Below are 26,985 nucleotides of genomic sequence, written 5' to 3' on the forward strand. Positions count from 1 at the left end.
GACCTCCGGAAGCACGTCCTTCACCACCACCCATCGGGTGATCAACCGGGTTCATAACAACACCACGGTTACGCGGACGACGTCCTAACCAGCGGGAACGTCCGGCCTTACCGGAGCTCTCCAATCCATGGTCTGAGTTACCTACGCTACCGATAGTAGCCTTGCAGGTACTGAGAATCTGACGAACTTCGCCTGAGGGCAACTTGATAACGCAATACTTGCCTTCTCTCGAAGTCAACTGAGCGAAATTACCGGCCGAACGAACCAGAGCAGCACCCTGACCCGGACGCAATTCGATATTGTGAATTACAGTACCGACCGGAATGTTCTGGAGGGGAAGAGCGTTACCGATTTCGGGAGCCGCATTCTCACCAGACATCAAAGTTGCACCAACTTGCAATCCATTGGGAGCAATAATATATCGTTTTTCGCCGTCAGCGTAGAACAACAAAGCGATACGAGCCGAACGGTTCGGATCGTATTCGATTGTTTTCACCACTGCAGGCACACCGTCTTTGTTTCTCTTGAAGTCGACGATACGAATCACCTTCTTGTGGCCGCCGCCGATGTAACGCATGGTCATCTTACCTTCGTTGTTGCGACCGCCAGAGGATTTCTTACCAAATACAAGAGACTTTTCTGGTACCCGTGCAGTAATTTCTTCGAAAGTACCAATAATTTTATGTCTTTGCCCCGGTGTTGTGGGCTTAAATTTACGTACTGCCATTTCTTTTAAATATTGCTATAAAAATCAATAGTATCTCCTTCTTTCAACGTAACAACCGCTTTTTTGTAAGCGTTTGTACGTCCGTTGATGATACCTGCGCGTGTATAACGGCTCTTGTTCTTGCCGGCATAACGGATTGTATTCACATCAACTACGGTAACGTTGTAAAGGGCTTCTACTTCGTTCTTAATTTCCAGTTTATTAGCTTCAGGACGCACGATAAAGCCGAAACGATTGTTCGACTTATCAGTAATTGCAGTCATCTTCTCTGTCACTAACGGTTTAATAATAATTCCCATTATTTAAGCCTCCTTTTTACATTAAGATATTGTCGATAGCAGAAAGTGCGCTTTCAGCAAACACAACAACTCCAGCGTCCAATACTCTGTAAGTATTTAACCCTGAGACAGTCTGCACATTAGCGCCCTTCACGTTACGAGCCGACAAATATACGTTTTTATTTGCTTCCGGTAAAATTACAAGCAGCTTTTTGTCAGAAACTTTAAGATTTTTTGTCATAACAACAAAATCTTTAGTCTTAGGAGCTTCAAAGTTGAAGTCTTCCACTACAATGATGCCATTGTTCTGTGCCTTGTAAGACAAAGCCGACTTGCGTGCCAGAGCCTTTACTTTCTTATTCAGTTTGAAGAAGTAATCTCTCGGTTTCGGACCGAATACACGTCCACCACCAACGAGAACCGGTGAGTTCATGTCACCACGACGTGCACCACCGCCACCTTTCTGGCGACCGATTTTGCGGGTAGAACCGCTGATTTCGCTTCTTTCCTTTGACTTGTGTGTACCTTGACGCTGGTTAGCCATAAACTGCTTAACGTCCAGGTAGATAGCGTGGTCGTTGGGCTCAATTCCGAAGATAGACTCGTTTAACGTAATCTTTCTCCCAGTGTCTTCACCTTTAATGTTATATACGTTAACTTCCATTATTTCTCAATTATTACGATTGAACCTTTGCAACCGGGAACAGAACCCTTGATCAACAGCAAGTTGTGCTCCGCAATTACTTTTAATACTCGCAGGTTTTGAACAGTTACTCTGTCGCCACCGAGCTGGCCGCCCATACGCATGCCCTTGAATACCTTTGCAGGATAAGAACAAGCACCGATAGAACCCGGTTTGCGGGCACGGTTGTGCTGACCGTGAGTAGTCTGGCCCACACCGCCAAAACCATGTCTTTTCACAACGCCCTGGAAGCCTTTACCCTTCGATGTACCGATTACATCTACAAAGTCAGCGTCATTGAACAGCTCTACAGTTACTGTATCACCCAGATTCAATTCATTTGCAAACTCTTTGAACTCAGCCAAGTGTTTCTTGGGTGTTACTCCGGCTTTCTTGAAGTGACCCATAAGAGGCTTCGTAGTATGCTTCTCCTTCTTGTCCTGGAAACCCAGCTGAACAGCTGCATAACCATCTTTCTCTACGGTTTTCACTTGAGTAACAACACAAGGACCTGCTTCGATAACAGTGCATGGTACATTTTTACCCTCGGCACTGAAAACGGATGTCATTCCGATTTTTTTTCCTAATAATCCTGGCATTTCACTAATAATTTAAATTTTTAGACTTTGATTTCTACTTCCACACCACTCGGCAACTCCAGCTTCATCAGAGCGTCAACGGTCTTAGCTGTAGAGCTGTAGATGTCGATCAGTCTCTTGTAAGAAGAGAGTTCGAATTGTTCACGCGACTTCTTGTTTACGAAAGTCGAACGGTTCACAGTAAAGATACGCTTGTGCGTAGGAAGAGGAATGGGACCGCTAACGATGGCGCCCGTCGTCTTCACTGTTCTTACAATCTTCTCAGCTGACTTGTCAACCAAGTTGTGGTCGTAAGATTTCAGTTTGATTCTAATTTTTTGACTCATTACTGTCTTAATTATTAATAGTGTTATTTATACAAGAAAGTTCCGTAGGTTAAGAGTCATTCGCTAACCTACGGACTTTTTCAGTTTATTATTTAGAGCAAGTCTGCACGACCTTTCACTTCTTCCAATACCGCCTTGGCGATAGAGTTGGAAACCTGTGCATGGTGAGAGTATACCATTGAAGAGGTTGCACGACCCGAAGTGATGGTACGCAACGCAGTTACGTAACCGAACATTTCTGCCAACGGAACCATTGCTTTCACGATGCGGGCACCCGAACGGCTTGATTCCATACCTTCTACCTGGCCGCGGCGCTTGTTCAAGTCACCGATAACGTCACCCATGTTTTCTTCCGGAGTAACAACTTCCAGTTTCATGATAGGTTCCATCAATACCGGACCTGCCTTGGCGCAAGCATTCTTGTAGGCTTGGATGGCACAGATTTCGAACGACAGCTGGTCGGAGTCTACCGGGTGGAAAGAACCGTCGACCAAAGTCACTTTCAGTGAATCCAGCGGATAGCCTGCCAATACACCGTTCTTCATTGCAGTTGTGAAACCTTTCTGTACGGACGGGATGAATTCCTTAGGAATGTTACCACCTTTCACTTCGTCAACAAACTGCAAGCCGCCTTGAGTGAAATCCTCATCAACCGGGCCGATATTCACGATGATGTCCGCAAACTTACCACGACCACCCGACTGCTTCTTGTAAACTTCACGCAAGTTAACAGTCTTCGTGATAGCTTCCTTATAGTTAACCTGAGGCTTACCCTGGTTACATTCAACCTTGAACTCACGTTTCAGACGGTCGATGATGATATCCAAGTGAAGCTCACCCATACCGGAGATAACCGTCTGGCCTGTCTGTTCGTCAGTCTTCACTGTGAACGTCGGGTCTTCTTCGGCCAACTTGGCCAAGCCATTAGAAAGTTTATCCATATCCTTCTGAGTCTTAGGCTCAACGGCGATACCGATTACCGGTTCGGGGAAGTCCATAGATTCCAATACGATCGGTGCAGTCTCGTCGCACAGCGTATCACCGGTATGTATATCCTTGAAGCCCACACCAGCGCCGATATCACCGGCACCGATCACCTCAACAGGATTCTGCTTGTTTGAGTGCATCTGGAACAGACGTGAAACACGTTCCTTCTTACCGGAGCGAGAGTTGTAGATATAAGAACCGGCTTCGATCTTACCGGAGTAAACGCGGAAGAAAGTCAGACGGCCTACATACGGGTCGGTTGCGATCTTGAACGCCAAAGCAGAAGTCTTTTCATCTTCGCTCGGCTTACGGTCCTCTTCGGCACCGGTTTCAGGATTTGTACCGATAACGTTCTCTGTATCCAGCGGAGAAGGCAGGAATGCGCAAACGTAGTCGAGCAATGTCTGCACACCTTTGTTCTTGAATGAAGAACCGCACAACATAGGAACGACAGCCATTTTTACGGTAGCGTTACGGAGAGCTCTCAACACTTCCTCTTCTGTGATAGTGGAAGGATCATCGAAATATTTCTCCATCAGGGCATCGTCAAACTCAGCTACTTTTTCGAGCATTTTATCTCTCCACTCATTGGCTTCATCCACCAGGTCGGCAGGAATTTCCTCCACTGTGTAGTCAGCGCCCATTGTTTCATCATGCCAGTAGATAGCTTTCATCTTGATAAGGTCCACCAGACCTTTGAAAGACTCTTCGGCACCGATAGGCACAACGATAGGACAAGGGTTTGCTCCCAAAACGTCCTTCATCTGGCGGACAACTTCGAAGAAGTCGGCGCCCGAACGGTCCATTTTGTTAACGTATGCGATACGCGGAACGTTGTATTTGTCGGCCTGACGCCAAACGGTTTCGGATTGCGGCTCAACGCCACCTACTGCACAGTAAGCAGCAACGGCGCCGTCAAGAATACGCAAAGAACGTTCCACCTCAGCGGTAAAGTCAACGTGTCCCGGAGTATCAATCAAGTTGATCTTGTACGTATTACCGGCATATTTCCAACGGGTAGTGGTGGCTGCGGAGGTGATAGTGATACCACGTTCCTGCTCTTGCTCCATCCAGTCCATTGTAGCGGCACCGTCATGCACCTCACCGATTTTGTGGGTCAAACCCGTATAAAACAAAATACGTTCAGAGGTTGTGGTTTTTCCGGCATCGATGTGAGCCATGATACCGATATTGCGTGTCAAATGTAAATCATTCTTTGCCATTTTCTAATTCCTTTTACTTTAAGTTTTTTAATCTTCGATTGTCAGTCTCTTATAGTATATTAGAATCTGAAATGAGCAAATGCGCGGTTGGCTTCAGCCATTCTGTGCATATCTTCTTTACGTTTGTAAGCACCGCCCTGTTCGTTGAAAGCATCCATGATTTCAGCAGCCAGCTTATCAGCCATAGACTTACCGCCACGTTTGCGTGCAAAGATAATCAGATTCTTCATAGAGATAGACTCTTTACGGTCGGGACGGATTTCAGTAGGAACTTGGAAAGTGGCACCACCTACGCGGCGAGACTTCACTTCCACTTGAGGAGTTACGTTGTCCAATGCTTTTTTCCAGATTTCAAGAGCTGATTTCTCTTCGTTCTGCATTTTGTTCTTCACTGTTTCCAGAGCGGCGTAGAAGATTTCGTAAGAGGTATTCTTCTTTCCGTCGTACATCAGGTGGTTTACGAATTTGGAAACTTTCACATCATTAAAAACGGGATCCGGAAGGATAACGCGTTTTTTAGGTTTTGCTTTTCTCATTTGTCTGAAAGAATAATGTTTTTCGTTCTTGGTTGTTTACTTCTGTCTTCTTCAACTCTCCCTCCGGAGAATTTACTCAACCTTTAGCATTTCCAACAAACTAAAACGTAAGTTATTACTTTTAATTTTTACTGTTTATCAGTTTCGGCCGCTTGATTATTTCTTCTTGGCGGGAGCAGCCTGTCCCGGTTTCGGACGCTTAGCACCGTATTTGGAACGTCTTTGGGTACGGTTGGCAACGCCTGCGGTATCCAAAGTACCACGAACGATGTGATAACGTACACCCGGAAGGTCTTTCACACGACCGCCGCGCACCAATACGATTGAGTGTTCCTGCAAGTTGTGACCTTCTCCCGGAATGTAAGAGTTCACCTCTTTACCGTTGGTCAAACGTACACGAGCTACTTTACGCATAGCTGAATTCGGTTTCTTCGGAGTGGTTGTATACACTCTCACGCAAACGCCACGTCTTTGAGGACATGAATCCAAGGCAGGAGACTTGCTCTTGTCTACCAGCACCTGACGTCCTTTTCTTACTAATTGCTGAATTGTAGGCATTTTAATTGTTTTTTAGTTATTATATTATTGTATGAATTTTCGACTATACACTTTTTCGGGCTGCAAAGATACGAATAATATTTGAATTATCAATGCACTACAATATTTTTTTTGATTTTCAGCCGAATAGCCTCGTCCGAAGCCGTTACAAAACGACGACATCAGGCCTCGCCCTGCACGTTCGACAGCGGCGGAAGGGGACGTTCTTCGGGCACCTGGATAGGGCCGAAAATACGTTCGTACTTGTCGATGTTTTCCTGCAGAGCACGCATCAGACGCTTGGCGTGTTCGGGCACAAGAATGATGCGCGACTGCACGCCGGCCTTGGGCATGCCCGGCAATATACGCACGAAGTCGAGCACAAACTCGGAGCTGGAGTGGGTAATGATGGCCAGGTTGGCATACGTGCCCTGGGCTACGTCTTCTTTCAGTTCAATCTGCATCTGTCCGTTGTTGGGTTCCTGTTTCTCCATAATTCAATTGTATTTTTGGGTTTTGTGCCACAAAGTTAACGGTTTGCGCCGGATTCTCCAAATCCGGTGCAAACAGCCAACAGGCTGTCAGCGGACCACTACTTCGTCCACATAGATGCGCGAGGGCTGACCGGGCCGCACATGGTCAGGCGGACAGTTGCCGGGCGCCTCGAGCGTGAAGCGCAGGTAGCGTGCCCGTGTACCGACCTTCACCCGCAGGTCTTCCACAAAGGTACCTTCCTTGAAGATGTCGGCATCCGTAAAGTGCAGGCTGCCGGCAGGGACAAACGTCCGGTTATCGTCCGACGTCTCCACCGTCAGCGTCCGCGGCTTGTGGCAGCCCATGCCATAGTTGGTGATGCAGCCCACCGCACACTCCGTCACAAGCTGCCGTTCCAGCAGGTCTACCGTAAACGTCAGCGGGCGCGACATGTCTCCGGTATACCACTCGAAGTCGGTCTGTTTCAGACTGCCGCGCAGTCCGTTCACCAGGATACCTGCCTGCGCCGGAAGCCCCAGCAGCGGTTTGGCGGTGGCCAGGTTCCAGTCCAGCCGCAGTTCCAGCGTCTGCCCCATCTTCTGTCCGTCGCGGAAGGTGGCACACTTCACCACGGCGTCAGCGTCCACCGTCAGCGGACCTTCATACAGGTCCGAAGCCGCTCCGGGCTCCATGCCGTCGGTCGTATAGCGTATCTCCACATCGGGACGTTCGCACACCAGATCCACCTTCAGCTTCCCGCCGGCAGGCGTCACCGTGTGCTGTATGTTGTACATGGACCGTGCATACCGGATGCCTTTGGCCTGCAGGTGGGCCAGATAGCCATCCAGTGCTTCGACAAACACCGGCCAGTCCTTGCTGCCCTTGGGCGACCAGGCCACTTCAGCCACAGCTGCCAGACGGGGGAACACCTGATAGGTCACATCGGAAGGATGGTTACAGAACTCCGTCCACATGGAGCCCTGTACGCCCATCAGCAACGGCTCGTACTCCGGCTTCCAGTCTTTCTGCACCGGTTCGTAGGTGTAGACATCCTTCAGGGTATTGTTACCGAAATAAGTCAGCGGCTCGAACCACTGCGGTCCCTGGTAGCGGATGAGGTAAAGCAGGCGGGCGGGTGTCATGACAAAACGGTGTCCCTGCGCGGCCGCCTTCAGGGCCGCGTTGCCGAATCCCTGCCAGCCGAAAATCACGACATCCTCGGGCAAGGTGCTGTTGGTCAGTTCGTCCCAGCCCATCACTTCCTTGCCCTTCTCCTGTACGTAGCGGCTCATGCGGCGCATGAAGTAGCTCTGCAGTTCCTCCTCGTCGGGCAGTTTCTCGTCCTTCATCCGCTGCTGGCACAGAGGGCATTTCTTCCAGAAAGTCTTCCGGGCTTCGTCACCGCCCAGATGGATGTATTTCGAAGGGAAGAGTTCGGCCACTTCGTCTATCACTCCCTCCAGGAAATGGAAAGTCTGCTCATTGCCCGCACAATAGATGATGTCGGCATGATCGCCGCCCAGTCCGGGCAGGACGCCGACCGGTTTGTCCACTACAGGACAGGCCAGCTCGGGATAGGCAGCCAGTGCGGCATTCGAGTGCGCAGGTATGTCGATTTCGGGAATCACCTCCACCTGGCGCGCCTGGGCATAAGCGATGATTTCACGCATGTCGTCCTGCGTATAATATCCGCCCACCGATGCCGGTTCGCCTGGCAGCGGATTCCTGCGGTCGGGGAAGACCCGGTCATTCCGATTCACCCGCCGGCTGCCCACCTCCGTCAGGCGCGGATAGCGTTTGATCTCCAGACGCCAGCCATTGTCGTCCGTCAGATGGAAATGGAGCTTGTTCAGTTTGAGCATGGCCATGCAGTCGATAATCTGGAGCACATTTTCCTTGGGAATGAAATAGCGCGACACATCCAGCATCAGTCCGCGGTATGCGAAACGGGGACTGTCGGTCACCTCCATGGCCGGCACAGCCCAGTCTGCCCCCTCCACCGGCGCCAGCGACTCTATCGCGGCAGGCAGAGACAGACGGAGCGTCTGCAAGGCATAAAATCCGCCGGCATATCCGCCGGCCTCGATACGTATGCCGTCGCGGTTCACCCGCAGGCGGTAGGCCTCGGCCGCCAGGTCGTCGGCCCGTTCCAGCCGGATGTCTCCTCCGCCACCCACGACCACCTTCGGGGTGAACCCTGCCGGACGGCTGAAAAGCGAACTGAAGTATTCGGCCAAGGGCTTCAACCCCTCATCACCGGCCGACACGACAACCGACGGCGTGATGTGGAACGTTCCCGCCACAGCGGCTGTTTCCACCGGACGGGGAACAATACGTACCGGTTCCGATTCCTGGGCCCGCAACAGACCTGCGAGCAGATATGCCGATACAACCAGTACCAGCATCTGAGGAGTGATTTTTTTCTTCATTGTCTTTCTATTGTGCAGCATATCCGAATGAAGGCGAAAGATAAGAAAAATATCTGTGTTTTACGGCATCATCTGCCACTTTTTACACAGACAACATGCTGACACGAAACGTACGGACATAAAAAAAGGGCTCCGCCGAGCCCAACCTTTGTTAACCTTAAATCTAATACTATGAAAAACACATTGCAAAGATACGGAGGTTTCGGGAATTTGCAAATTATGCAAATAAAAAAGCATGTTTTATAACACGTTTTAGTACAAATACAGGTCTGTTAACGGACAGAGGTCCCGTCAGCCGAATACAGCCGCCGCGTCGAGGCACGGACAGGCCTTAGGCGCGGTGCCGGGCAGGTCACGGTGTCCACACACCACAGCCTGCGGGAAGAGCCGCTTCAGCCGGCCGAAGAGGTCGTGCAGCCGCTCGGTCTGTGCCGTGGTGCGGGTGTCGGCCGGACGGCCCTGTGCGTCGAGCCCGCCCTCGTAGCAGATGCCGATGGAGCAGCGGTTGTAGGGACGGCAGTGGGCGCCCACTTCGAGCAGGCCGCGGTGCTGGGTCAGGGTTCCGTCGCGACGGACGTAGAAGTGATAGCCCACGGTGCGGAAGCCGCGGGCACGGTGGTCGTGAAGCAGCTGCTGGGCGGTATAGTCCTGCGTGCAGCGGGTGGCGGAGCAGTGGAGTACAAGGAAGCGCACGCTGTCGGCGCCCTGCATCAGCTCGCCGTCCTCCATCCGGGCGAGGAGGGTGCGCTCGGTGGGCACCTCCTCGCCGCGGACGGTCATCGGGTAACGGTCGTCGGTCATGACAGGAAGGGAATCAAGGGTGAACAACTGGTGACGCCAAGTGCCGTCAGGGCGGCGATGGCTGCCTGGATGATGGCCTTCACGATGGAAGTCCAGGTAATTTTCTGGGTAGTGGTGTTTGACATAATTAGTGGTAAGTGGTTAGTGGTTAGTGATTAGTGGTGAGTGGTTAGCGGTTAGTGGTAAGCGGTTAGTGGTAAGCGGTTAGTGGTGAGTATACTAACCGTTCACCGCTAACCGCTAAAGTTACAGCGGGCTTTCGTCCTGTCCGCCGCCGTCCTCACCGGTACCGGAGGTATCTTCGCCGCCGGAGGTGTCTTCACCGGCCGGAGTGGAAGTTCCGTTGTACTTCACGAGGCTGATCTTGTCGGGAATGAGGTCGTAGATGCGGCTGTTGTTCACCATCGTGAACGAGGGACGGAAGCCGGGCACGAGGGTCTTCACCAGCGCGGCGGAAGCATCCTTTTCGGCGCTGACGCTCTTGCTGTTGATGAACCGCAGGTAGAGCTTGCCGAAGCCCAGGAGCTCGATGGCATAACCCTTCTTGAGGTTCTCCACCACGTAGTAGGCATAGCGGTCGAGTACGTTCTTCACGTCGCCGGGGCTGGCGGTCGATTCGGCGGCAATCTGGCGGGCCACGTCGTCGGTGGTCAGCGTGCCGTAGCACACGGGCGACACGTTGTAGACGGTCTCGCCCTTGCGGTCACCCAGCTGGATGACGCGCTTCATCACTTTGTAGGCAGTAGGCATAGTCTTGCACTTTGAACAGGTTGGTATTCGGATTATTTCTCTCGTGGAACCGGAGAGGGCGCCTCTCCCCTTTTCCTGTCACAAAGTTAGCACATCGGCCCGGGGCAGCGGGCGATGAGGGTCGATAAGGGTCGGAAGCCGAATCACCGGCCGACGAAGCACGGCCTGACACCCCGACGAAGCACTTCCTGAGGGGCTGACGAAGCACGGCATGAGTCCTTCAGGAAGCACGGCGTCAGGGGGTGACAAAGCACGGCGTCAGGGCTCGCCCAGATACTCCATGATGAGACGGGCCTCACGGACGGTGAGGTTGCGGCGCTTGTCGAAGGGGGTACCGCCCCGCGTCAGCTCGGCATAGAGCGGACGGCAGCGGCGGATCCAGGAGGTGAGACGGCGGACGGCCTGCTCGGGTTCGGCATCGGGGAAATACTGGCAGGCCAGGGAACGGCGGGTGTAGGTGATGGTTTTCATAATGGATAATGGAAAATTGAGAATTAAGAATGAAAGAAAACGATGCAGGTGTGTAGGGATGTGTAGGGTAAATCCGCAAACTTTTCGGCATTCCGTAAATAAATAGGCTGCCTTTAAAGGCAGACCATTTATTTAATTTTCACGCGTAATGTTTGCATACTACCCTACACATCTATACACATTCTTCCTATCAGACTATCAATCAAACGTTTGAGGTGTAGGGATGTTTTCATCGCCACTGGACAAAGATTCGGGCAACACACTGTTCATTTCTTCGGCACTGCGGTCGGCAACAATCCAGATATATCCGGAACGCAGTCTTTTCTGCTCGAACCCCAGCTCCTTCATTGCCCGCCCCACCTGCACAGGGCTGAGCCGCATCGACGCGAAGCGGGCACAGATCTGCGAGGCCGTCAGGTAGCGGCCCTTCTCCAGCGCCGAGGGGCGGCGGTAGTGGGCCAGGATGAGCTCGCGGGCAGGGTTGGGCGCTTCGAAACGGCGGTTGCGGCGGTTGAGCGCCTCCACCTCGTCGCCCTGGAACCAGTAGCGGAAACCGCCGTCGAGCAGGGCCTTGGCCTGGGCGTAGACACCCTCGTAGTCGATGGGCGTGGTCCAGGGATTCTCGATGTGCTCCACCTCGAAGGGCAGCCAGCGGCGGTTGCCGGTGTCGTCGGTGAGGAACTGGAGGTTGTTGCCCGTGGCGCAGAACGAGGCCACGTGGGGCAGCCGCACCTTGTTGCGCCCGTAGGCCGGACGCTCGTTGATGTAGAGCGTGGTGGTCATGGCCTTCAGCTGGTTCAGCTCGGGACGCTGCATGGAGTCTATCTCCTCGAAGTTCACCAGCAGGTTCTCGGTCATGGTGAAGAGGTCGTCCTTGGTGAGGCGCTGCGAGTTGGTCTTCGTGGTGTAGTAGCGGCGCAGGCAGGGCGGCAGCAGGTTCTCGAGGAAGGAGCTCTTGAACGAGCCCTGTGGACCGAGAAGGACGAGGATTTCGTGGTTCACCACGCCGTCGTCCAGCGCGGCGGCCAGCAGCCCCACCAGCCAGCGGCGGAAGTAGTGGTCGAACTCGGCGGCCGACGTGCCACGGCACACCACCATCCGGGCCAGGCGGCCGATGGGGTCGGACACGCCGTCCCAGGGCGGCAGCGCGTCGAGGTAGTGGCGCAGGGGATGGAACGTGGGGACGAAGTCGCTCTGCAGCAGCGTGCGCAGGCGGAAGAGGTCGGCGTCCAGCCCCTCGTGCTGCATGGCGCGCCACAGGGAGTTCTCCAGCGCGTCGGTCATCGGTTGCCAGCGGGGTTCCTCCTCCCCCGCCCCGTCCGTGAGCCGCACCTCCAGCTGGTGGATGAGGAGGTTGCGGCGCAGCTGGCACCAGCGGCCGATGAAGGCCTCCATCTGCCCTACCGACACGCGGGGCGCACGCCCGCTACCGCCGCCCGACCTGTTATTAGAGGTACGCGCCCGCGCGTAGCGCGCGAGGCGGCACGTGGCGTGCTCGGCGGTCAGGGCGTAGCAGCTGCGCACGGTGGCCGCCACGGAGTGTTCGGCGGCATCGTAGTCGGCAAACTCGCTGAGGGCCCACGCCTCGGCATCGGCCTCGCTCACGCCGAAGCGGTTCATCCAGTAGAGGCAGCGGCTGATGTAGGCGTTGTGGCTGCCGGGAGCGTAAAGGATGCCGTCGTCCTCCACCAGGCGGCGCACGGTGGGGGCGGCACTCACGGCCCGCACGGGCCGGCCCCGCGAGGCACGGGGACGCGCAGGTACCTCCAGCTCCACCGCCAGTGCCTCGGCCTCGGGGCGGTAGCACACGGACGGGTCGTGGCAGAGGGCGGACATACGGGTGGCGTTCTTGCACTGGGCGTCGGTGGTGACACCCGTCAGGCGGGCGTAGTAGTCGTTCACCGTCTGCCAGGCGCGGGCAAAGGCCGGGGCATCGGCAGGCACGGGCGTCACGCGGGCCACCACCCGCAAGCCGCGGCCCGAGAGGGTGACATAAGACAGGAACGTGTGGGCATCGGCCCGCACCTGTTCGGCCAGCGTGTCCAGGCGGTCGGGCGCCACACCGTCGATGTCCACCATCACGAAGCCCGAGTAGCCGCGCACATGCCGGCTGCTGCGCCCGCCCTCCAGGGCGACGGCACAGACAAAGGCAGGCAGCTGGCGTCCCTTGATGGCGGCCTTGCGGCGTTTCAGTTCCCCGGCCGCAGCGGTGTCGGCACCGGCTTCGGCCAGTGCCAGTGCGGCACAGGTCTCGCGGTAGAGGCAGGTCAGGGTGAGGTGACGGCCTCCACGGATTTCTTCCACCAGTGCGTCCCACGGGGTGGGTACGGGCACGGTGTCGCGCAGGGAGGCGAAGCGCGGGGGCTGGAAGGAAAGGGTCTGTTCGGTTGTTTTCATAACACGTTTCTTTTAAAGTTTGCGGCGAAGTTAGGCATTCCATTTTTGGCCGTGATGTACACATGAGTACATCATTTTTAAGGGGAGGAAACGCAAATTATGATTTATTCACCAAATAAATATCCAAAGAAGCCGCCTCCAGCCGAATTTATTACAGACGGTGAGTGAAAAAAGAAAAGCATTCAGATGGATAATTCAAAGAAATTATGTAACATTGCACCCGTAAAACCCTTTATCGCATGACAACACGCTACCTCTCCCTGCCATTCTTATTTCTGACTTTATTCCTGACAACTGCCTGCCGGCACGACAGCCGGACGGACCTCATTCTGAACCAGGCCGACTCCCTGCTGGCAACCCGCCCCGACAGTGCCCTGCACCTGATGGAGCGTCATGCCGACCGGCTGCCACCACGTTCCACACAGGAGTGTGCCCGCTATGCCCTGCTGCTGGCACGGGCCCTCGACAAGTGCGAACAGTCGCTCGAGCCCTGCGATTCGCTGCTCGACGTGGCTCTGGCATGCTACGACAGTCGCAGTCCCGAACGGGCCACCGCCCTGCTCTACAAGGCCCGCCTCGAGGTGGAAATGGACTGCCCCGAACGAGCCATAGCCCACCTGCAAGAGGGGCTGGAGGTGCTGCGACACTTTCCGGAAGCCGAAGAAATACGCCGCCACACCCTCAGTTCGCTGGGCAACCTCTACTTTGAGAACAGCCACTACGAGGATGCCCGGAAGATGCACCTCGCCCTGTGGCCCCTCTGCCACACAGACAAGGACAAGGCCATCGCCCTGAACGCCCTTTCGGGCTATCCTGTGGTCCAGGAGAGCGGCGACTCGGCCGTAGACATTCAGCGACGCGCACTCCGCTATGCACTGGCCTGCGGAGATTCGGGCGTGATTGCCATGTCGGAATACAACCTGAGCCTGCGGTTTTATTCGAATGACGACATCGATTCGGCCATCCACTACGCCCGTCGCTCCCTTATAAACACGCTCTTCGGGCAAGACCCGGCCCAACGTTACAGCCTGTTGGGAAGCCTGTATGCCGAGCAAGGCACCCATCCGGACTCGGCCCTGCATTACCTGCAACAAAGCCTGACAGGCACCTCATTTCCGGACCTAGCCGCCTATCTGGACTTGTACGAAGTGGAAAAGGAACGGGGCAACTGTCCCCAAGCCCTGCACTATCTGGAAAAACATGTAGATATCGTAGACTCCCTGTTCATCGCCGAAAGGAACTCAGGTATCAACCGGACCATCTACGAATACAAGACGCGCCTGCGCGTGCAGGAAGCCGAAGCCCGGAACCGCGAGCACCGGAACCACATTGTGCTGACAGCCGTGGTGTGCTGTGCCCTGCTGGCCCTGCTGTGCCAGCATCTGTATCAGAAGAAAAGACGCCAGAGGCTGGTCTACGAAAGCATCCTGCAGGAACTGAAACAACGCCAGCACACCCTCCAGCAGGAAATAGACCGTAACCAGGAAGCCCTCGACCGCCTGCAACAGGAAAAGACCGACCAGCAGGCCGAACAGGTGCAACAGACACAACACCTGAAGCAGACCATCGACCGGCTGAAGGAGGAAAAACTGCAACTGCAGAACCAACAGTTCAGAAGCACACGCATCTACAAGAAGATACACACCCTGTCGCGGCAGGACGCTGCCGACCGGAGAACATGGAAAGTACTGTCTCCCGACGAACGAACTGAACTGCGCCGCACTGTCGATGGGATTTATGCCGACTACATCGTGCATCTGCAAGCCCTCTACTCACCCCTGACCGAGGACGACCGTCTGTACTATTGCCTGGCTACTGCCGGAATCGACACCCAGACCATTGCGCTCTGCTTCGGTTACACCGACACCCACACCATCAACCAGCGAAAATCACGACTGAAGACCCGATATATCGGCCCTAAAGCGTAAAGTGTGACTCCGGCCGACAAACAAGTATTGATTTACAAGTAGTTAGCTTTTTGAAGTGTGACTCACTTTCCTTGGGTATAGCAGCCAAAAGGCATAACTTTGCTCCGTCATTAACTAAAAAACATTTATATTATGAGAGCAAAGTATTGTATGCTGTTTCTGTCGCTGCTGCTGATTCTGCCGATGAGTCTACAGGCGACCAACAAAAAGAGAAAAGTCATTCTCCGCAATGTAACTACACAAGAAACAGCAGTCACCCGCACCCCTTCCACCTTCGACGTTCACGTCGAAGAAGTGAACAACACCCTTCAGATTGTCTTTACCGGCATATTGCCGGATGCCGAAATCCGCCTGACGGACAAGAACGGCGACACCGTCATCAACGAAAGCCCCACCCTTATCTACGATGGGATGACTCTCTATGTACATACCCCTTCCGGCTATCCGTACCTGCTGGAAGTGGAGTCGCCCACCCTAGAGCTGACAGGGGAGATTGTACTCGAGGAGTATTGAATCTTATTGGCATCAGAAACTAAACTTAACAACATCATATATCAACCGACAAACAACCGAGAGACAGATCTCTAAAAGCAGACTGTAATGCAACAAAGACACTTGGACAGGGAGCAATATTTCAACGAACTGGCCCAGACGGCACGCGAACATTACATCGGTTACATCAGCCGGTTCCAGCCCATTACGCCGACCTCAAAGGTACTCGAAGTGGGCTGTGGCGAAGGCGGCAACCTGCTGCCCTTTGCCGAAATGGGATGTCGGGTGACGGGCATAGAACGTTTTCCCGAACGGGTGGAGCAGGCTCAGGCCTATTTTCAGAAGAAGGGATACAGCGGCCGTTTCATCGCGGACGACTTCCTGAAATACAAGCCGCAGACGAACGAGAAGTATGACCTTGTACTGATTCACGATGTCATCGAACACATTCCGGACAAGGACAGCTTCCTGGAACATCTGAAAGGATTCGTCCACAAGGACAGCCTGGTATTCTGGGGATTTCCAGCTTGGCAGATGCCCTTTGGCGGACACCAGCAGATTTGCCGCAGCCGCCTGTGCTCGCACCTTCCCTTCATCCACCTGCTCCCTGTGCCTGTGTACCGATACTTGCTGAAAGCCAGCAAGGAAACAACCGGATGCATCAACGAACTGCTGGATATCAGAAAAAGCCGGATAACGACAGAACGGTTTGAACAACTGGCCGAGACACACGGGCTATCCATCGTGGACCGCTGCCTGTGGTTGGTCAATCCGCACTACCAACAGAAGTTCCACCTGAAGCCACGGAAGCTACCTGTCGCGTTTTCACGGATCGGATACATCAGAAACTTCCTGTCAACCTCCTGCTTTTACCTGACACGATATCGCCAATCCACTTAACCGGTATTATTATGAAAAGAAAGTTAGCAATAGTATCTGTCATCTGTACAGTAACCATCGCACTGAACAGTTGTAGTGAAGAAACCGAAAACATTTATAATGAACCCGCTGTGACCCGCACTATCAGTACAGCAACCGTGACCTTCTCCAACCGTACGGTCACCGACGACGAAACGGTTTCGGGTACAGACATAATGACAGAAAATGTGACTGTCAAAAATCGGGCAAAACTGACGTTTGAAATAGACAATTCCGTTACGATAAACGGGCCGTTCACCGTTGAATATGGTTCAGAACTGGAAATCAACTAAACTATAGATGAGGATGGGATAATCAATCTCATCCTCATCTTTATATTTTCTCTATATCATACTAAGAAAAACACCTTGAAACAACCATGCCCTCTCTTCCCCCTCCGCCATCCGACGAAACCGAGAAGATGGACAATCCCTGGATAGAAACCGCCGCCAGGGAGTTGCACGAAGTAGGTAAACGGTGGCACCTCACCTCGAACCGGCAGTTGGCGCAGGCACTGGCCATAAACCCGCGCACCACGGCCAAGCTGAACCCGGCCCGTCCGGACGGTTCACTGAAACTGGAAACCATCGACCGCATCTACAGTACCCTCACCGCCCTGTGCTGCCTCTACTTCAGCGCAGAGGAAATGGAAGAGGAATACCGCCGGCTGGCCGACTCACGGATGCGCATCGCCCAAAGCGTGGCACCGCTGCCTGTCGCCATACAGGAACGACTGGAAGAAGAAAAGGGATACAAAAAAGGAGAATGTACCTGCAACGGTTCATCCTCCCACAAATCAAAAAATTGCTTATAATGAAAAAGAATAAGCGGAGAGAACGAGATTCGAACTCGTGATACCCTTTAGGGGTATACACGCTTTCCAGGCGTGCCTCTTCAACCACTCGAGCACCTCTCCTTTTTGTTTTCGGAGCGCAAAGGTACAACAAGTTTCCGAATTTTCCAAATTCCGGCAACAAGAGTTTGCTCCAGAAAACAAAGGAGGATGTCCATACGGACATCCTCCCTCCCAAAGTTATTACAATTGATGTATTACTTGCAGTTATTCTTCTACTTTTTCATCCACCGTATTGTAGTCGAGCACGGTCTTCTTGTTGGCCAACATACGGTCGTACTCTTCCTTCGAACCGACGATAATCTTGTCGAAGTCGCGCTGACCGGTACCGGCAGGAATCAGGTGACCGCAGATAACGTTCTCCTTCATACCTTCCAGCTTGTCGACCTTGCCGTTGATGGCTGCCTCGTTGAGCACCTTCGTCGTTTCCTGGAAGGATGCGGCAGACATGAAGCTCGAGGTCTGCAGAGCGGCGCGCGTGATACCCTGAAGAATCTGCGTTGAAGTGGCGGGCACGGCATCGCGCACCTGTACCAGCTTCATGTCGCGGCGCTTCAGCATGGAGTTCTCGTCGCGCAGCTTGCGGGCGGTTACAATCTGACCCGGCTGCAGGTTCTGCGAGTCGCCGGCATCGGTAACCACTTTCTTGCCCCAGATACGATCGTTCTCTTCCATGAACTCGATCTTGTCGACTACCTGCTGCTCGAGGAAGCGGGTATCGCCCGGTTCGTTGATTTCGACCTTGCGCATCATCTGGCGTACAATGATTTCGAAGTGCTTGTCGTTGATCTTCACACCCTGGAGACGGTAAACGTCCTGAACCTCGTTGACAATGTATTCCTGAACGGCCGTAGGACCCTTGATGGCCAGGATGTCGGCAGGCGTGATGGCACCGTCGGACAACGGCGTACCGGCACGCACATAGTCGTTCTCCTGTACCAGGATCTGCTTGGACAGCGGAACGAGGTATTTCTTGACTTCACCGCTCTTGGAGGTAACGATGATTTCACGGTTACCACGTTTCACCTTACCCATCGTGATTTCACCGTCGATTTCAGATACAACGGCGGGGTTCGACGGGTTACGGGCTTCGAACAGCTCGGTGACACGGGGAAGACCACCGGTGATATCGCCGGCCTTGCCGACGGCACGCGGAATCTTCACAATCACTTCGCCGGCCTTCACCTTCTGTCCGTCTTCCACTACCACGTGACCACCCACAGGGAGGTTGTAGGTACGGATGAGCTCGCCGTCCTCGGTCATGATGTGTGCGGTAGGCACCTTGGTCTTGTCCTTGGACTCGATGATGATGATTTCACGCAAACCGGTCGATTCATCGGATTCTACCTTGTAGGTCACGTTCTCGATAACATCCTCGAACTCGATCTTACCGGTAGCTTCGGTAATGATGACTGCGTTGAAGGGGTCCCAACGGGCGATGAGCTTGCCTTTCTCCACCACTTCGCCATCGGCAGCATATAGTGTAGAACCGTAAGGCACGTTATGGGTAGAGAGGACGATGTCGGTATTGACATCGACAAAGCGCAACTCGGCCAGACGGCCTACCACAACCTTGGCGGGTTCGCCGGCTTCGTCGACTACATCGACGGTACGCAGTTCCTCGAACTCCAGACGGGCGTTGTTCTTGGCCACGATGCTGGCGTTGGCGGCAATGTTGGCTGCCGTACCACCGGCGTGGAAGGTACGCAGTGTCAACTGGGTACCCGGCTCACCGATAGACTGTGCAGCGATGACGCCGACAGCCTCACCCTTCTGTACCATGCGGCTGGTAGCCAGGTTGCGGCCATAGCACTTGGCGCAGACACCCTTCTTGGACTCGCAGGTGAGCACAGAACGGATTTCGACACTCTCGATGGGCGACTCTTCAATCTTCTGGGCAATGGCCTCAGTGATTTCTTCGCCACCGGCCACGATGAGTTCGCCGGTCGTAGGATGTACAATATCGTGTACGGATACACGGCCCAGGATACGTTCGTACAGCGTGGCGATGGTCTCGTCGTTGTTCTTGAGGGCTGTACAAACCAGTCCGCGGAGTGTACCGCAGTCTTCTTCGTTGATGATCACGTCGTGCGACACGTCTACCAGACGACGGGTCAGGTATCCGGCGTCGGCCGTCTTCAAAGCGGTATCGGCCAAACCCTTACGGGCACCGTGGGTAGAGATGAAGTACTCAAGCACGGACAAACCTTCCTTGAAGTTCGAAAGAATCGGGTTCTCGATGATCTGACCGCCTTCGGCACCGGCTTTCTGCGGCTTGGCCATCAAACCACGCATACCGGAAAGCTGACGGATCTGCTCCTTCGAACCACGGGCACCGGAATCCAGCATCATGTAGACGGAGTTGAATCCCTGGTCGTCGGCCGAGATAGTCTTCATCAGGATGTTGGACAACTCGGAGTTGACGTGAGTCCAGATATCAATTACCTGATTGTAACGTTCGTTGTTGGTAATGATACCCATGTTATAGTTGTTGATAACCTGTTCCACTTCTTCGTAACCCTTCTGTACGAGTGCTTCCTTTTCTTCGGGGATGATGATATCACCCAAGTTGAAGGACAGACCTCCCTTGAAGGCCATGTAGTATCCCAAGTTCTTGATACCGTCGAGGAAGTCGGCAGCCTTGGACACACCGCACACCTTGATAACGTGGCTGATGATGTCGCGCAATGACTTCTTGGAGATGATGGTATTGATGTATCCGGCTTCATCAGGCACCAGTTCGTTGACGATGACACGGCCCACAGATGTATCGTGCATCATCTTCTTGACAATGTTGCCGTTTTCGTCTACATCGTTCACCACAACGCTGACCGGTGCGTGGATGTCGCACTTGCCTTCGTTGTAGGCAATCAGAGCTTCTTCGGGACCGTAGAAGGTGAGGCCTTCACCCTTGGCACCCTTACGGAGCTTGGTGATGTAGTACAGACCGAGCACCATATCCTGGGCAGGCACGGTAATAGGTGCACCGTTGGCCGGATTCAGGATGTTGTGCGACTGGAGCATCAGCAGCTGCGCCTCGAGGATGGCTTCATTGCTCAACGGGAGGTGCACAGCCATCTGGTCACCGTCGAAGTCGGCGTTGAAGGCCGTACATGCCAACGGGTGCAGCTGGATAGCCTTGCCTTCGATCATTTTGGGCTGGAAGGCCTGGATACCCAGACGGTGCAGTGTCGGGGCACGGTTCAACAGAACGGGATGTCCCTTCATGACGTGCTCCAGAATGTCCCAGATAACGGGTTCCTTGCGGTCTACAATCTTCTTGGCACTCTTCACCGTCTTCACAATACCACGCTCGATGAGCTTGCGGATGATAAACGGCTTGTAGAGCTCGGCGGCCATCAGTTTGGGGATACCGCACTCGCCCATACGCAGTTCGGGACCAACGACGATAACCGAACGTGCAGAGTAGTCGACACGCTTACCCAACAGGTTCTGACGGAAGCGTCCCTGCTTACCTTTCAGGCTGTCGGAAAGTGACTTCAACGGACGGTTGGCATCAGTCTTCACAGCGCTCGACTTACGTGAGTTGTCGAACAATGAGTCGACAGCTTCCTGCAACATACGCTTTTCGTTGCGGAGGATGACTTCGGGCGCCTTTATTTCAATCAGTCTCTTCAGACGGTTGTTACGGATGATGACACGACGGTAGAGGTCGTTGAGGTCGGACGTAGCAAAACGGCCGCCGTCCAACGGAACCAACGGACGAAGTTCGGGCGGAATGACGGGCACAATGCGGACAATCATCCACTCGGGCTTGTTGCGTCCGCGCGAAGCACGGAACGACTCAACTACCTGCAAACGCTTCAAAGCCTCGTTCTTACGCTGCTGCGAAGCGTCGTTGTTGGCACGGTGACGCAATTCATAAGACAAAGCATCGAGGTCGAGGTTGGACAACAGGTCGTAGATGGCCTCGGCACCCATCTTGGCGATGAACTTGTTGGGATCGGAATCCTCGAGGTACTGGTTCTCTTTGGGGAGCTTGTCCAGCAAGTCGAGGTATTCACCTTCTTCCAAAAGGTCGTATTGGGCTACTTCGTCAGCCAGAACACCGGGCTGAATTACGATGTAGCGTTCGTAATAGATGACTGCATCGAGTTTCTTGGTAGGCAGTCCCAGCAGATAACCGATTTTGTTGGGCAACGAGCGGAAGTACCAGATGTGAGCCACAGGTACTACCAGCTGAATGTGACCCATACGCTCACGACGTACTTTCTTCTCGGTCACTTCCACACCGCATCGGTCGCAGACGATGCCTTTGTAACGGATGCGTTTGTACTTACCGCAGTGGCATTCGTAGTCCTTGATAGGACCGAAAATACGCTCGCAGAACAAACCGTCGCGCTCGGGCTTGTAAGTGCGGTAGTTGATGGTTTCAGGCTTTAACACTTCACCGCTCGAATTCTCCAGGATCTCTTCAGGTGAAGCCAAACCAATGGAGATTTTCGAGAAATTACTCTTTATCTTGTTATCTTTTCTAAAAGCCATACTTTATATTAATTGATAATTGACAATGGAAAATTGAAAGACTATTCTAAGTTGATGCTCAAGCCGAGACCGCGCAGCTCATGAAGCAACACGTTCAGAGACTCGGGGATACCCGGAGTAGGCATCGGCTCGCCCTTCACGATGGCCTCGTATGCCTTGGAACGGCCTACCACATCGTCCGACTTGATTGTCAGAATTTCCTGCAGGATGTGTGCGGCACCGAAAGCTTCGAGTGCCCAAACTTCCATTTCTCCGAAACGCTGACCACCGAACTGTGCCTTACCACCCAACGGCTGCTGCGTGATGAGTGAGTACGGACCGATGGAACGGGCATGCATCTTGTCTTCAACCATGTGGCCCAGTTTCAACATGTAGGTCACACCAACCGTAGCCTGCTGCTCGAAGGCTTCACCGGTACCACCATCGTAAAGGGTGGTCTTGCCATAACGCGGCAGTCCGGCCTTGTCGGTCCACTCGTTCAGGTCATCCAATGTAGCACCGTCGAAAATCGGAGTGGCAAACTTGACACCCAACTTCTTACCGGCGCGGCCCAATACAGCCTCGAAAATCTGACCGATGTTCATACGCGAAGGCACACCCAGCGGGTTCAATACAATGTCGACCGGAGTTCCGTCGGCCAGGAACGGCATATCTTCCTGACGAACTACACGAGACACAATACCCTTGTTACCGTGACGACCGGCCATCTTGTCACCCACACCAATCTTACGTTTCTTGGCAATGTAAACCTTGGCCATCTGGATGATACCGGCAGGAAGCTCGTCACCGATGGTGATGGCAAACTTCTTACGCTTCAGTTCGGCATCAAGCTCCTTGTACTTCTTGATGAAGTTCATCACCAAAGCACGGATCAGACCGTTGGTATGCTCATCCTTCGTCCAACCGCTCAGCTGAATGGCAGTAAAGTCCAGATCGCTGAAGTCAGAAGCATGGAAACGTGCACCCTTCGAGATGACATCGGCTCCCATATAGTCTTTCACACCTTCGGAAGTATAGTTTTCAGTCAGTGTCAGCAGTTTGTTAATCAGAATCTTGCGCAGATCGGCAACCTTTCCTTCAAATTCCTCGTCAATCTTGGGCAGCAATGCCTTGTCTGCCAATTTAGAGCTGCGAGTCTTGATGACACGTGAGAACAGACGCTTGCCAATGACAACACCCTTCAACGAAGGAGAAGCCTTCAGAGAGGCATCCTTCACATCACCAGCCTTGTCGCCGAAGATAGCACGAAGCAGTTTCTCCTCGGGAGAAGGATCGGATTCGCCTTTCGGAGTAATCTTACCGATCAGGATGTCACCCGGCTCGATACGAGCACCGATACGGACGATACCATTGTCATCCAAGTCTTTGGTAGCTTCCTCACTCACGTTAGGAATATCGGAAGTCAATTCTTCCATACCACGCTTCGTTTCGCGTACCTCCAACGAGAATTCTTCTACATGGACAGAAGTCAACAGGTCTTCACGGACAACACGTTCGTTCAGCACGATAGCATCCTCATAGTTGTATCCCTTCCAAGGCATGTAGGCTACCAGCAGATTCTTACCCAAGGCCAATTCACCGTTTTCAGTCGAATAACCTTCAGTCAGGATCTGACCTTTCGTTACACGCTGTCCCTTTTCACAAATAGGACGCAGGTCGATGGTCATATTCTGGTTCGTACGACGCCACTTCGGAATGCGATATTCCTTCAGGGCGGGTTCGAAACTTACAAATTCTTCGTCTTCCGTACGGTCGTACAAGATACGGATTGTAGTGGCATCCACAAATTCTACCACACCTTCGCCTTCGGCCGTAATCTGTGTACGCGAATCACGGGCCAACTGACGCTCGATACCAGTACCGACAATCGGCGCTTCACTGCGCAACAAAGGAACGGCCTGGCGCATCATGTTCGATCCCATCAAGGCACGGTTGGCATCGTCGTGCTCCAAGAAAGGAATCAAAGATGCAGCGATAGAAGCAATCTGCTGCGGGGAAACGTCCATCAGTTCCACTTCACCCGGAGCCACAACAGGGTAATCGGCATCCTGACGCGATTTTACACGCTCACGGATAAACGTTCCGTCATCGTTCAGGGGCGCATTACCCTGAGCAATGATCTTACCCTCTTCTTCCTCTGCCGACAGGTAAACCAAACCTTCGGGAGAGAGATCAACCTTACCATTGGATACCTTACGGTAAGGAGTTTCAATGAAACCAAGGTCATTAATCTTGGCGAACACACAAAGTGAAGAAATCAAACCGATGTTCGGTCCTTCAGGCGTCTCAATCGGACAGAGACGACCGTAGTGTGTATAGTGCACGTCTCGCACCTCGAAACCGGCACGCTCACGCGACAGACCGCCAGGACCCAGAGCCGACATACGGCGCTTGTGGGTAATCTCGGCCAACGGATTCGTCTGGTCCATGAACTGTGACAAAGCGTTTGTTCCAAAGAACGAATTGATAACCGAAGAAATGGTCTTGGCATTGATCAAATCAATCGGAGTAAACACCTCGTTGTCACGTACATTCATACGTTCACGAATGGTACGCGACATACGGGCCAAACCGATGGCAAACTGATTGGACAACTGCTCACCCACCGTACGTACACGACGGTTGCTCAGGTGGTCGATATCGTCTACATCAGCTTTCGAGTTGATCAGCTCGATCAAATATTTGATAATCTCGATAATATCTTCCTTCGTCAACACACGTACATCCATGTCGGTTGTCAAGTTCAACTTCTTGTTGATACGGTAACGGCCTACATCACCCAAGTCATATCTCTTCTCCGAGAAGAACAGATTGTTGATGACTTCACGTGCGCTGGCATCATCTGCAGGATCGGCATTACGCAACTGACGGTAGATGTAAAGCACAGCTTCTTTCTCCGAGTTACTGGGGTCCTTCTGCAGCGTATTATATATGATTGAATAGTCAGACTGGTTCGGTTCTTCCTTGTGTACGAGAATGTTCTGAACGCCTGACTCCAGAATGATGTCAATGTGTTCCGGCTCAATAACAGTTTCACGGTCTATAACTACTTCGTTACGCTCGATAGAAACTACTTCACCGGTATCTTCGTCTACAAAATCCTCAATCCATGTTTTCAAAACACGTGCAGCCAACTTACGGCCAACAATCTTCTTCAGATTGGCTTTGTTGACTTTCACGTCTTCGGCCAAGTTAAAGATTTCGAGAATATCCTTATCATTCTCAAATCCGATAGCCCTCAACAACGTAGTTACAGGCAACTTCTTCTTACGGTCGATGTATGCATACATGACGTTATTGATGTCGGTTGCAAACTCGATCCAAGACCCCTTGAAGGGAATGATACGGGCCGAATACAGCTTCGTACCGTTAGCATGTACACTTTGACCGAAGAATACACCCGGAGAACGGTGCAGCTGAGATACTACAACACGCTCAGCACCGTTGATCACAAAAGTAGCCTTCTCTGTCATATAAGGGATAGGTCCCAGGAAAACATCCTGAATAACCGTATCGAAATCCTCGTGATCGGGGTCGGTACAATACAATTTCAGTTTGGCTTTCAAAGGTACACTATAAGTAAGCCCTCGCTCTATACATTCATCGATGGTATAACGCGGCGGATCAATATAGTAGTCCAGAAATTCAAGAACAAAATTGTTTCTTGTATCAGCTATCGGGAAGTTTTCAGCAAATACTTTATACAATCCCTCGTTCTTACGTTTCTCGGGAGGAGTGTCCAGTTGTAGAAAGTCTTTGAATGACTTCAATTGTACTTCCAGGAAATCCGGATACTCAAGCGGATTCTTAGTCGAAGCAAAATTAACTCTTTGATTTACAGTATTTGAAGACATCTGTTAATGGATTTGTAGAACTTAATTTTAAATATATACACAAAAAGGTTAAGAACCCTTTTCACGAAGGGTTCCTAACCGAATTACCTGATTTACAGGCTAATGTTATTTAAGTTCAACTTCAGCTCCAGCTTCTTCCAATGTTTTCTTCAATGATTCTGCTTCGTCTTTAGCCAAACCTTCTTTTACTACGCTAGGAGCACCGTCTACCATGTCCTTAGCTTCCTTCAAGCCAAGACCGCAAGCTTCCTTAACGGCTTTAACTACCTGAAGTTTAGCTGAGCCAGCGCTCTTCAATACTACGTCGAAAGAAGTCTTTTCTTCTGCGGCAGCAGCACCACCAGCTGCAGGACCAGCAGCAACAGCTACAGCTGCAGCAGCAGGTTCAATACCGTATTCTTCTTTAAGGATAGTTGCAAGTTCATTAACTTCTTTTACTGTCAAGTTAACTAATTGTTCTGCAAAAGCTTTCAAATCTGCCATTTTTGTATGAATTTAATTGTTTAAATACTAAAATAAATTGATAATTTGTTGTTTTGTCGCCTGCTTGCACAGGCCGACCTTGTAAATCGGGGCTTAAGCCTCGGTTCTTTCACCAAGAGTCTTGAGCACTCCGTGAAGTGTGTTACCACCAGACTGCAAAGCAGAGATAACGTTCTTGGCCGGAGATTGCAGCAATGCAACGATTTCGGCAATAACTTCGTTCTTGCTCTTGATTGCTACGAGAGCATCCAACTGGTCAGCACCCACATAGAAGCTTTCTTCAGCATAAGCAGCTTTCAGACCGGGAATACCGTCTTTAGCCTTGTCCTTAATCAGCTTGGCCGGTGCGTTTGCAACATTGCAGAACATAACGGCTGTAGTGCCTTTCAGGCAACCATAAAGCGGAGAATAATCTTCTTCGAGACTTTCAAGAGCTTTGTGAAGCAATGTGTTCTTAACAACCATCAACTTGATGTCTGCCTTGAAACAAGCAGCTCTCAAAGCACTGGTAGCAGCTGCATTCATAGCAGTCGTATCAACCAGATAGAAGTGTCCGTATTCCTTTACTGTAGCAGCAATCTGCTCTATAATCGTACTTTTATCTTCCTTTCTCATTATTTCTCCGTTTTATTAGATTTCTTCAACTGATTTGGGGTCAATCTTGACACCCTTACTCATTGTGCTAGAAAGATAAATACTCTTAATATATGTACCCTTGGCTGCAGTCGGTTTCA

General features: G+C 52.4%; 25 protein-coding genes, 1 tRNA gene and 2 pseudogenes. 6 read left to right on the forward strand and 22 right to left on the reverse strand.

What is annotated here, in order from left to right; translation table 11 throughout:
* The 16 genes and pseudogenes from rplB to RDO88_RS12780 all read right to left on the reverse strand — a co-directional run.
* A partial coding sequence (rplB, locus tag RDO88_RS12705; protein ID WP_307759726.1) for a 50S ribosomal protein L2 occupies positions 1-727 on the reverse strand: 727 nt, incomplete at its 3' end.
* A gap of 5 nt (positions 728-732) precedes the next feature.
* Entirely contained in the window at positions 733-1,026 is a 294-nt protein-coding gene (rplW, locus tag RDO88_RS12710) for a 50S ribosomal protein L23 (protein WP_005656548.1), read from the reverse strand.
* Positions 1,027-1,042: 16 nt separating this feature from the next.
* Positions 1,043-1,669, reverse strand: a complete 627-nt coding sequence (gene rplD, locus RDO88_RS12715; protein ID WP_004291239.1) for a 50S ribosomal protein L4 — start codon at positions 1,667-1,669, stop codon at positions 1,043-1,045.
* Complete coding sequence (gene rplC, locus RDO88_RS12720) at positions 1,669-2,286, reverse strand: 50S ribosomal protein L3 (protein WP_297273722.1); 618 nt, start codon at positions 2,284-2,286, stop codon at positions 1,669-1,671. The genes rplD and rplC overlap by 1 nt, the downstream gene beginning before the upstream one ends.
* A 20-nt stretch (positions 2,287-2,306) precedes the next feature.
* Positions 2,307-2,612: a 30S ribosomal protein S10 gene (rpsJ, locus tag RDO88_RS12725; RefSeq protein ID WP_004291244.1), complete on the reverse strand. Its 306-nt coding sequence runs from the start codon at positions 2,610-2,612 to the stop codon at positions 2,307-2,309.
* A gap of 92 nt (positions 2,613-2,704) precedes the next feature.
* Entirely contained in the window at positions 2,705-4,822 is a 2,118-nt protein-coding gene (gene fusA / locus RDO88_RS12730; protein WP_004291245.1) for an elongation factor G, read from the reverse strand.
* A gap of 59 nt (positions 4,823-4,881) precedes the next feature.
* Positions 4,882-5,358, reverse strand: a complete 477-nt coding sequence (gene rpsG, locus RDO88_RS12735) for a 30S ribosomal protein S7 (RefSeq protein ID WP_004291247.1) — start codon at positions 5,356-5,358, stop codon at positions 4,882-4,884.
* Between the two features lie 156 nt (positions 5,359-5,514).
* Positions 5,515-5,916 (reverse strand): 30S ribosomal protein S12, encoded by a 402-nt coding sequence (rpsL, locus tag RDO88_RS12740; RefSeq protein WP_307759727.1) that lies wholly within the window; start codon positions 5,914-5,916, stop codon positions 5,515-5,517.
* A gap of 161 nt (positions 5,917-6,077) precedes the next feature.
* Positions 6,078-6,389 carry a DUF3467 domain-containing protein gene (locus RDO88_RS12745; RefSeq protein ID WP_307759728.1) on the reverse strand — a complete coding sequence of 104 codons (312 nt, stop codon included), beginning with the start codon at positions 6,387-6,389 and terminating at the stop codon, positions 6,078-6,080.
* Between the two features lie 87 nt (positions 6,390-6,476).
* The gene (locus RDO88_RS12750; RefSeq protein WP_307759729.1) at positions 6,477-8,798 is read right to left on the reverse strand and encodes a family 20 glycosylhydrolase; all 2,322 of its coding nucleotides are present in this window, start codon (positions 8,796-8,798) and stop codon (positions 6,477-6,479) included.
* Positions 8,799-9,089: 291 nt separating this feature from the next.
* The gene (locus tag RDO88_RS12755) at positions 9,090-9,578 is read right to left on the reverse strand and encodes an N-acetylmuramoyl-L-alanine amidase (protein ID WP_374043955.1); all 489 of its coding nucleotides are present in this window, start codon (positions 9,576-9,578) and stop codon (positions 9,090-9,092) included.
* Between the two features lie 17 nt (positions 9,579-9,595).
* Entirely contained in the window at positions 9,596-9,724 is a 129-nt protein-coding gene (locus RDO88_RS12760) for a smalltalk protein (protein WP_307758692.1), read from the reverse strand.
* 121 nt (positions 9,725-9,845) lie between these two features.
* Positions 9,846-10,349 carry an HU family DNA-binding protein gene (locus RDO88_RS12765; RefSeq protein WP_307759731.1) on the reverse strand — a complete coding sequence of 168 codons (504 nt, stop codon included), beginning with the start codon at positions 10,347-10,349 and terminating at the stop codon, positions 9,846-9,848.
* 258 nt (positions 10,350-10,607) lie between these two features.
* Positions 10,608-10,820 carry a DUF4248 domain-containing protein gene (locus RDO88_RS12770; RefSeq protein ID WP_307759732.1) on the reverse strand — a complete coding sequence of 71 codons (213 nt, stop codon included), beginning with the start codon at positions 10,818-10,820 and terminating at the stop codon, positions 10,608-10,610.
* Between the two features lie 198 nt (positions 10,821-11,018).
* A complete protein-coding gene (locus RDO88_RS12775; RefSeq protein ID WP_307759740.1) occupies positions 11,019-12,230 on the reverse strand; it encodes a VapE domain-containing protein in 1,212 nt (403 codons plus the stop codon).
* 450 nt (positions 12,231-12,680) lie between these two features.
* Positions 12,681-12,923, reverse strand: a pseudogene (locus RDO88_RS12780) (BT4734/BF3469 family protein); the annotation flags it as partial.
* On the opposite strand from RDO88_RS12780, the gene RDO88_RS12785 reads away from it, so the two are divergent.
* From RDO88_RS12785 to RDO88_RS12810, 6 genes are all read left to right on the forward strand, one after another.
* The gene (locus tag RDO88_RS12785; RefSeq protein ID WP_307759741.1) at positions 12,828-13,283 is read left to right on the forward strand and encodes a hypothetical protein; all 456 of its coding nucleotides are present in this window, start codon (positions 12,828-12,830) and stop codon (positions 13,281-13,283) included. The pseudogene RDO88_RS12780 and the gene RDO88_RS12785 sit on opposite strands and share 96 nt — an antisense overlap.
* A 173-nt stretch (positions 13,284-13,456) precedes the next feature.
* The gene (locus RDO88_RS12790) at positions 13,457-15,145 is read left to right on the forward strand and encodes a hypothetical protein (RefSeq protein WP_307759733.1); all 1,689 of its coding nucleotides are present in this window, start codon (positions 13,457-13,459) and stop codon (positions 15,143-15,145) included.
* A 132-nt stretch (positions 15,146-15,277) separates the two neighbouring features.
* A complete protein-coding gene (locus tag RDO88_RS12795) occupies positions 15,278-15,658 on the forward strand; it encodes a DUF3244 domain-containing protein (protein ID WP_307759734.1) in 381 nt (126 codons plus the stop codon).
* 87 nt (positions 15,659-15,745) lie between these two features.
* The gene (locus RDO88_RS12800) at positions 15,746-16,537 is read left to right on the forward strand and encodes a methyltransferase domain-containing protein (protein WP_307759735.1); all 792 of its coding nucleotides are present in this window, start codon (positions 15,746-15,748) and stop codon (positions 16,535-16,537) included.
* Positions 16,538-16,548: 11 nt separating this feature from the next.
* Entirely contained in the window at positions 16,549-16,848 is a 300-nt protein-coding gene (locus RDO88_RS12805; protein ID WP_307759736.1) for a hypothetical protein, read from the forward strand.
* Between the two features lie 86 nt (positions 16,849-16,934).
* On the forward strand, positions 16,935-17,369 hold the full coding sequence (locus RDO88_RS12810) for a hypothetical protein (RefSeq protein WP_307759737.1): 435 nt from the start codon (positions 16,935-16,937) through the stop codon (positions 17,367-17,369).
* Between the two features lie 14 nt (positions 17,370-17,383).
* Here the strand turns inward: RDO88_RS12810 and RDO88_RS12815 are convergent.
* From RDO88_RS12815 to RDO88_RS12840, 6 genes and pseudogenes are all read right to left on the reverse strand, one after another.
* Positions 17,384-17,471 (reverse strand) — tRNA-Ser (locus RDO88_RS12815).
* 144 nt (positions 17,472-17,615) lie between these two features.
* Positions 17,616-21,914: a DNA-directed RNA polymerase subunit beta' gene (rpoC, locus tag RDO88_RS12820; RefSeq protein WP_307759738.1), complete on the reverse strand. Its 4,299-nt coding sequence runs from the start codon at positions 21,912-21,914 to the stop codon at positions 17,616-17,618.
* Positions 21,915-21,955: 41 nt separating this feature from the next.
* Positions 21,956-25,768 carry a DNA-directed RNA polymerase subunit beta gene (rpoB, locus tag RDO88_RS12825; RefSeq protein ID WP_307759739.1) on the reverse strand — a complete coding sequence of 1,271 codons (3,813 nt, stop codon included), beginning with the start codon at positions 25,766-25,768 and terminating at the stop codon, positions 21,956-21,958.
* A gap of 105 nt (positions 25,769-25,873) precedes the next feature.
* Positions 25,874-26,251 (reverse strand): 50S ribosomal protein L7/L12, encoded by a 378-nt coding sequence (gene rplL, locus RDO88_RS12830; protein ID WP_004291279.1) that lies wholly within the window; start codon positions 26,249-26,251, stop codon positions 25,874-25,876.
* 93 nt (positions 26,252-26,344) lie between these two features.
* Positions 26,345-26,866: a 50S ribosomal protein L10 gene (rplJ, locus tag RDO88_RS12835; protein ID WP_204968592.1), complete on the reverse strand. Its 522-nt coding sequence runs from the start codon at positions 26,864-26,866 to the stop codon at positions 26,345-26,347.
* A gap of 15 nt (positions 26,867-26,881) precedes the next feature.
* Positions 26,882-26,985 (reverse strand): annotated as a pseudogene (locus RDO88_RS12840) (50S ribosomal protein L1); the annotation flags it as partial.

Origin of the sequence: uncultured Mediterranea sp., assembly GCF_902493215.1 — a bacterium.
Lineage (GTDB): Bacteria > Bacteroidota > Bacteroidia > Bacteroidales > Bacteroidaceae > Bacteroides.

Coding starts and splice junctions, on each gene's coding strand:
- rplW (WP_005656548.1), bottom strand. CDS start 1,026: ATGGGAATTATTATTAAACCGTTAGTGACAGAGAAGATGACTGCAATT.
- rplD (WP_004291239.1), bottom strand. CDS start 1,669: ATGGAAGTTAACGTATATAACATTAAAGGTGAAGACACTGGGAGAAAG.
- rplC (WP_297273722.1), bottom strand. CDS start 2,286: ATGCCAGGATTATTAGGAAAAAAAATCGGAATGACATCCGTTTTCAGT.
- rpsJ (WP_004291244.1), bottom strand. CDS start 2,612: ATGAGTCAAAAAATTAGAATCAAACTGAAATCTTACGACCACAACTTG.
- fusA (WP_004291245.1), bottom strand. CDS start 4,822: ATGGCAAAGAATGATTTACATTTGACACGCAATATCGGTATCATGGCT.
- rpsG (WP_004291247.1), bottom strand. CDS start 5,358: ATGAGAAAAGCAAAACCTAAAAAACGCGTTATCCTTCCGGATCCCGTT.
- rpsL (WP_307759727.1), bottom strand. CDS start 5,916: ATGCCTACAATTCAGCAATTAGTAAGAAAAGGACGTCAGGTGCTGGTA.
- RDO88_RS12745 (WP_307759728.1), bottom strand. CDS start 6,389: ATGGAGAAACAGGAACCCAACAACGGACAGATGCAGATTGAACTGAAA.
- RDO88_RS12750 (WP_307759729.1), bottom strand. CDS start 8,798: ATGAAGAAAAAAATCACTCCTCAGATGCTGGTACTGGTTGTATCGGCA.
- RDO88_RS12755 (WP_374043955.1), bottom strand. CDS start 9,578: ATGACCGTCCGCGGCGAGGAGGTGCCCACCGAGCGCACCCTCCTCGCC.
- RDO88_RS12760 (WP_307758692.1), bottom strand. CDS start 9,724: ATGTCAAACACCACTACCCAGAAAATTACCTGGACTTCCATCGTGAAG.
- RDO88_RS12765 (WP_307759731.1), bottom strand. CDS start 10,349: ATGCCTACTGCCTACAAAGTGATGAAGCGCGTCATCCAGCTGGGTGAC.
- RDO88_RS12770 (WP_307759732.1), bottom strand. CDS start 10,820: ATGAAAACCATCACCTACACCCGCCGTTCCCTGGCCTGCCAGTATTTC.
- RDO88_RS12790 (WP_307759733.1), top strand. CDS start 13,457: ATGACAACACGCTACCTCTCCCTGCCATTCTTATTTCTGACTTTATTC.
- RDO88_RS12795 (WP_307759734.1), top strand. CDS start 15,278: ATGAGAGCAAAGTATTGTATGCTGTTTCTGTCGCTGCTGCTGATTCTG.
- RDO88_RS12800 (WP_307759735.1), top strand. CDS start 15,746: ATGCAACAAAGACACTTGGACAGGGAGCAATATTTCAACGAACTGGCC.
- RDO88_RS12805 (WP_307759736.1), top strand. CDS start 16,549: ATGAAAAGAAAGTTAGCAATAGTATCTGTCATCTGTACAGTAACCATC.
- RDO88_RS12810 (WP_307759737.1), top strand. CDS start 16,935: ATGCCCTCTCTTCCCCCTCCGCCATCCGACGAAACCGAGAAGATGGAC.
- rpoC (WP_307759738.1), bottom strand. CDS start 21,914: ATGGCTTTTAGAAAAGATAACAAGATAAAGAGTAATTTCTCGAAAATC.
- rpoB (WP_307759739.1), bottom strand. CDS start 25,768: ATGTCTTCAAATACTGTAAATCAAAGAGTTAATTTTGCTTCGACTAAG.
- rplL (WP_004291279.1), bottom strand. CDS start 26,251: ATGGCAGATTTGAAAGCTTTTGCAGAACAATTAGTTAACTTGACAGTA.
- rplJ (WP_204968592.1), bottom strand. CDS start 26,866: ATGAGAAAGGAAGATAAAAGTACGATTATAGAGCAGATTGCTGCTACA.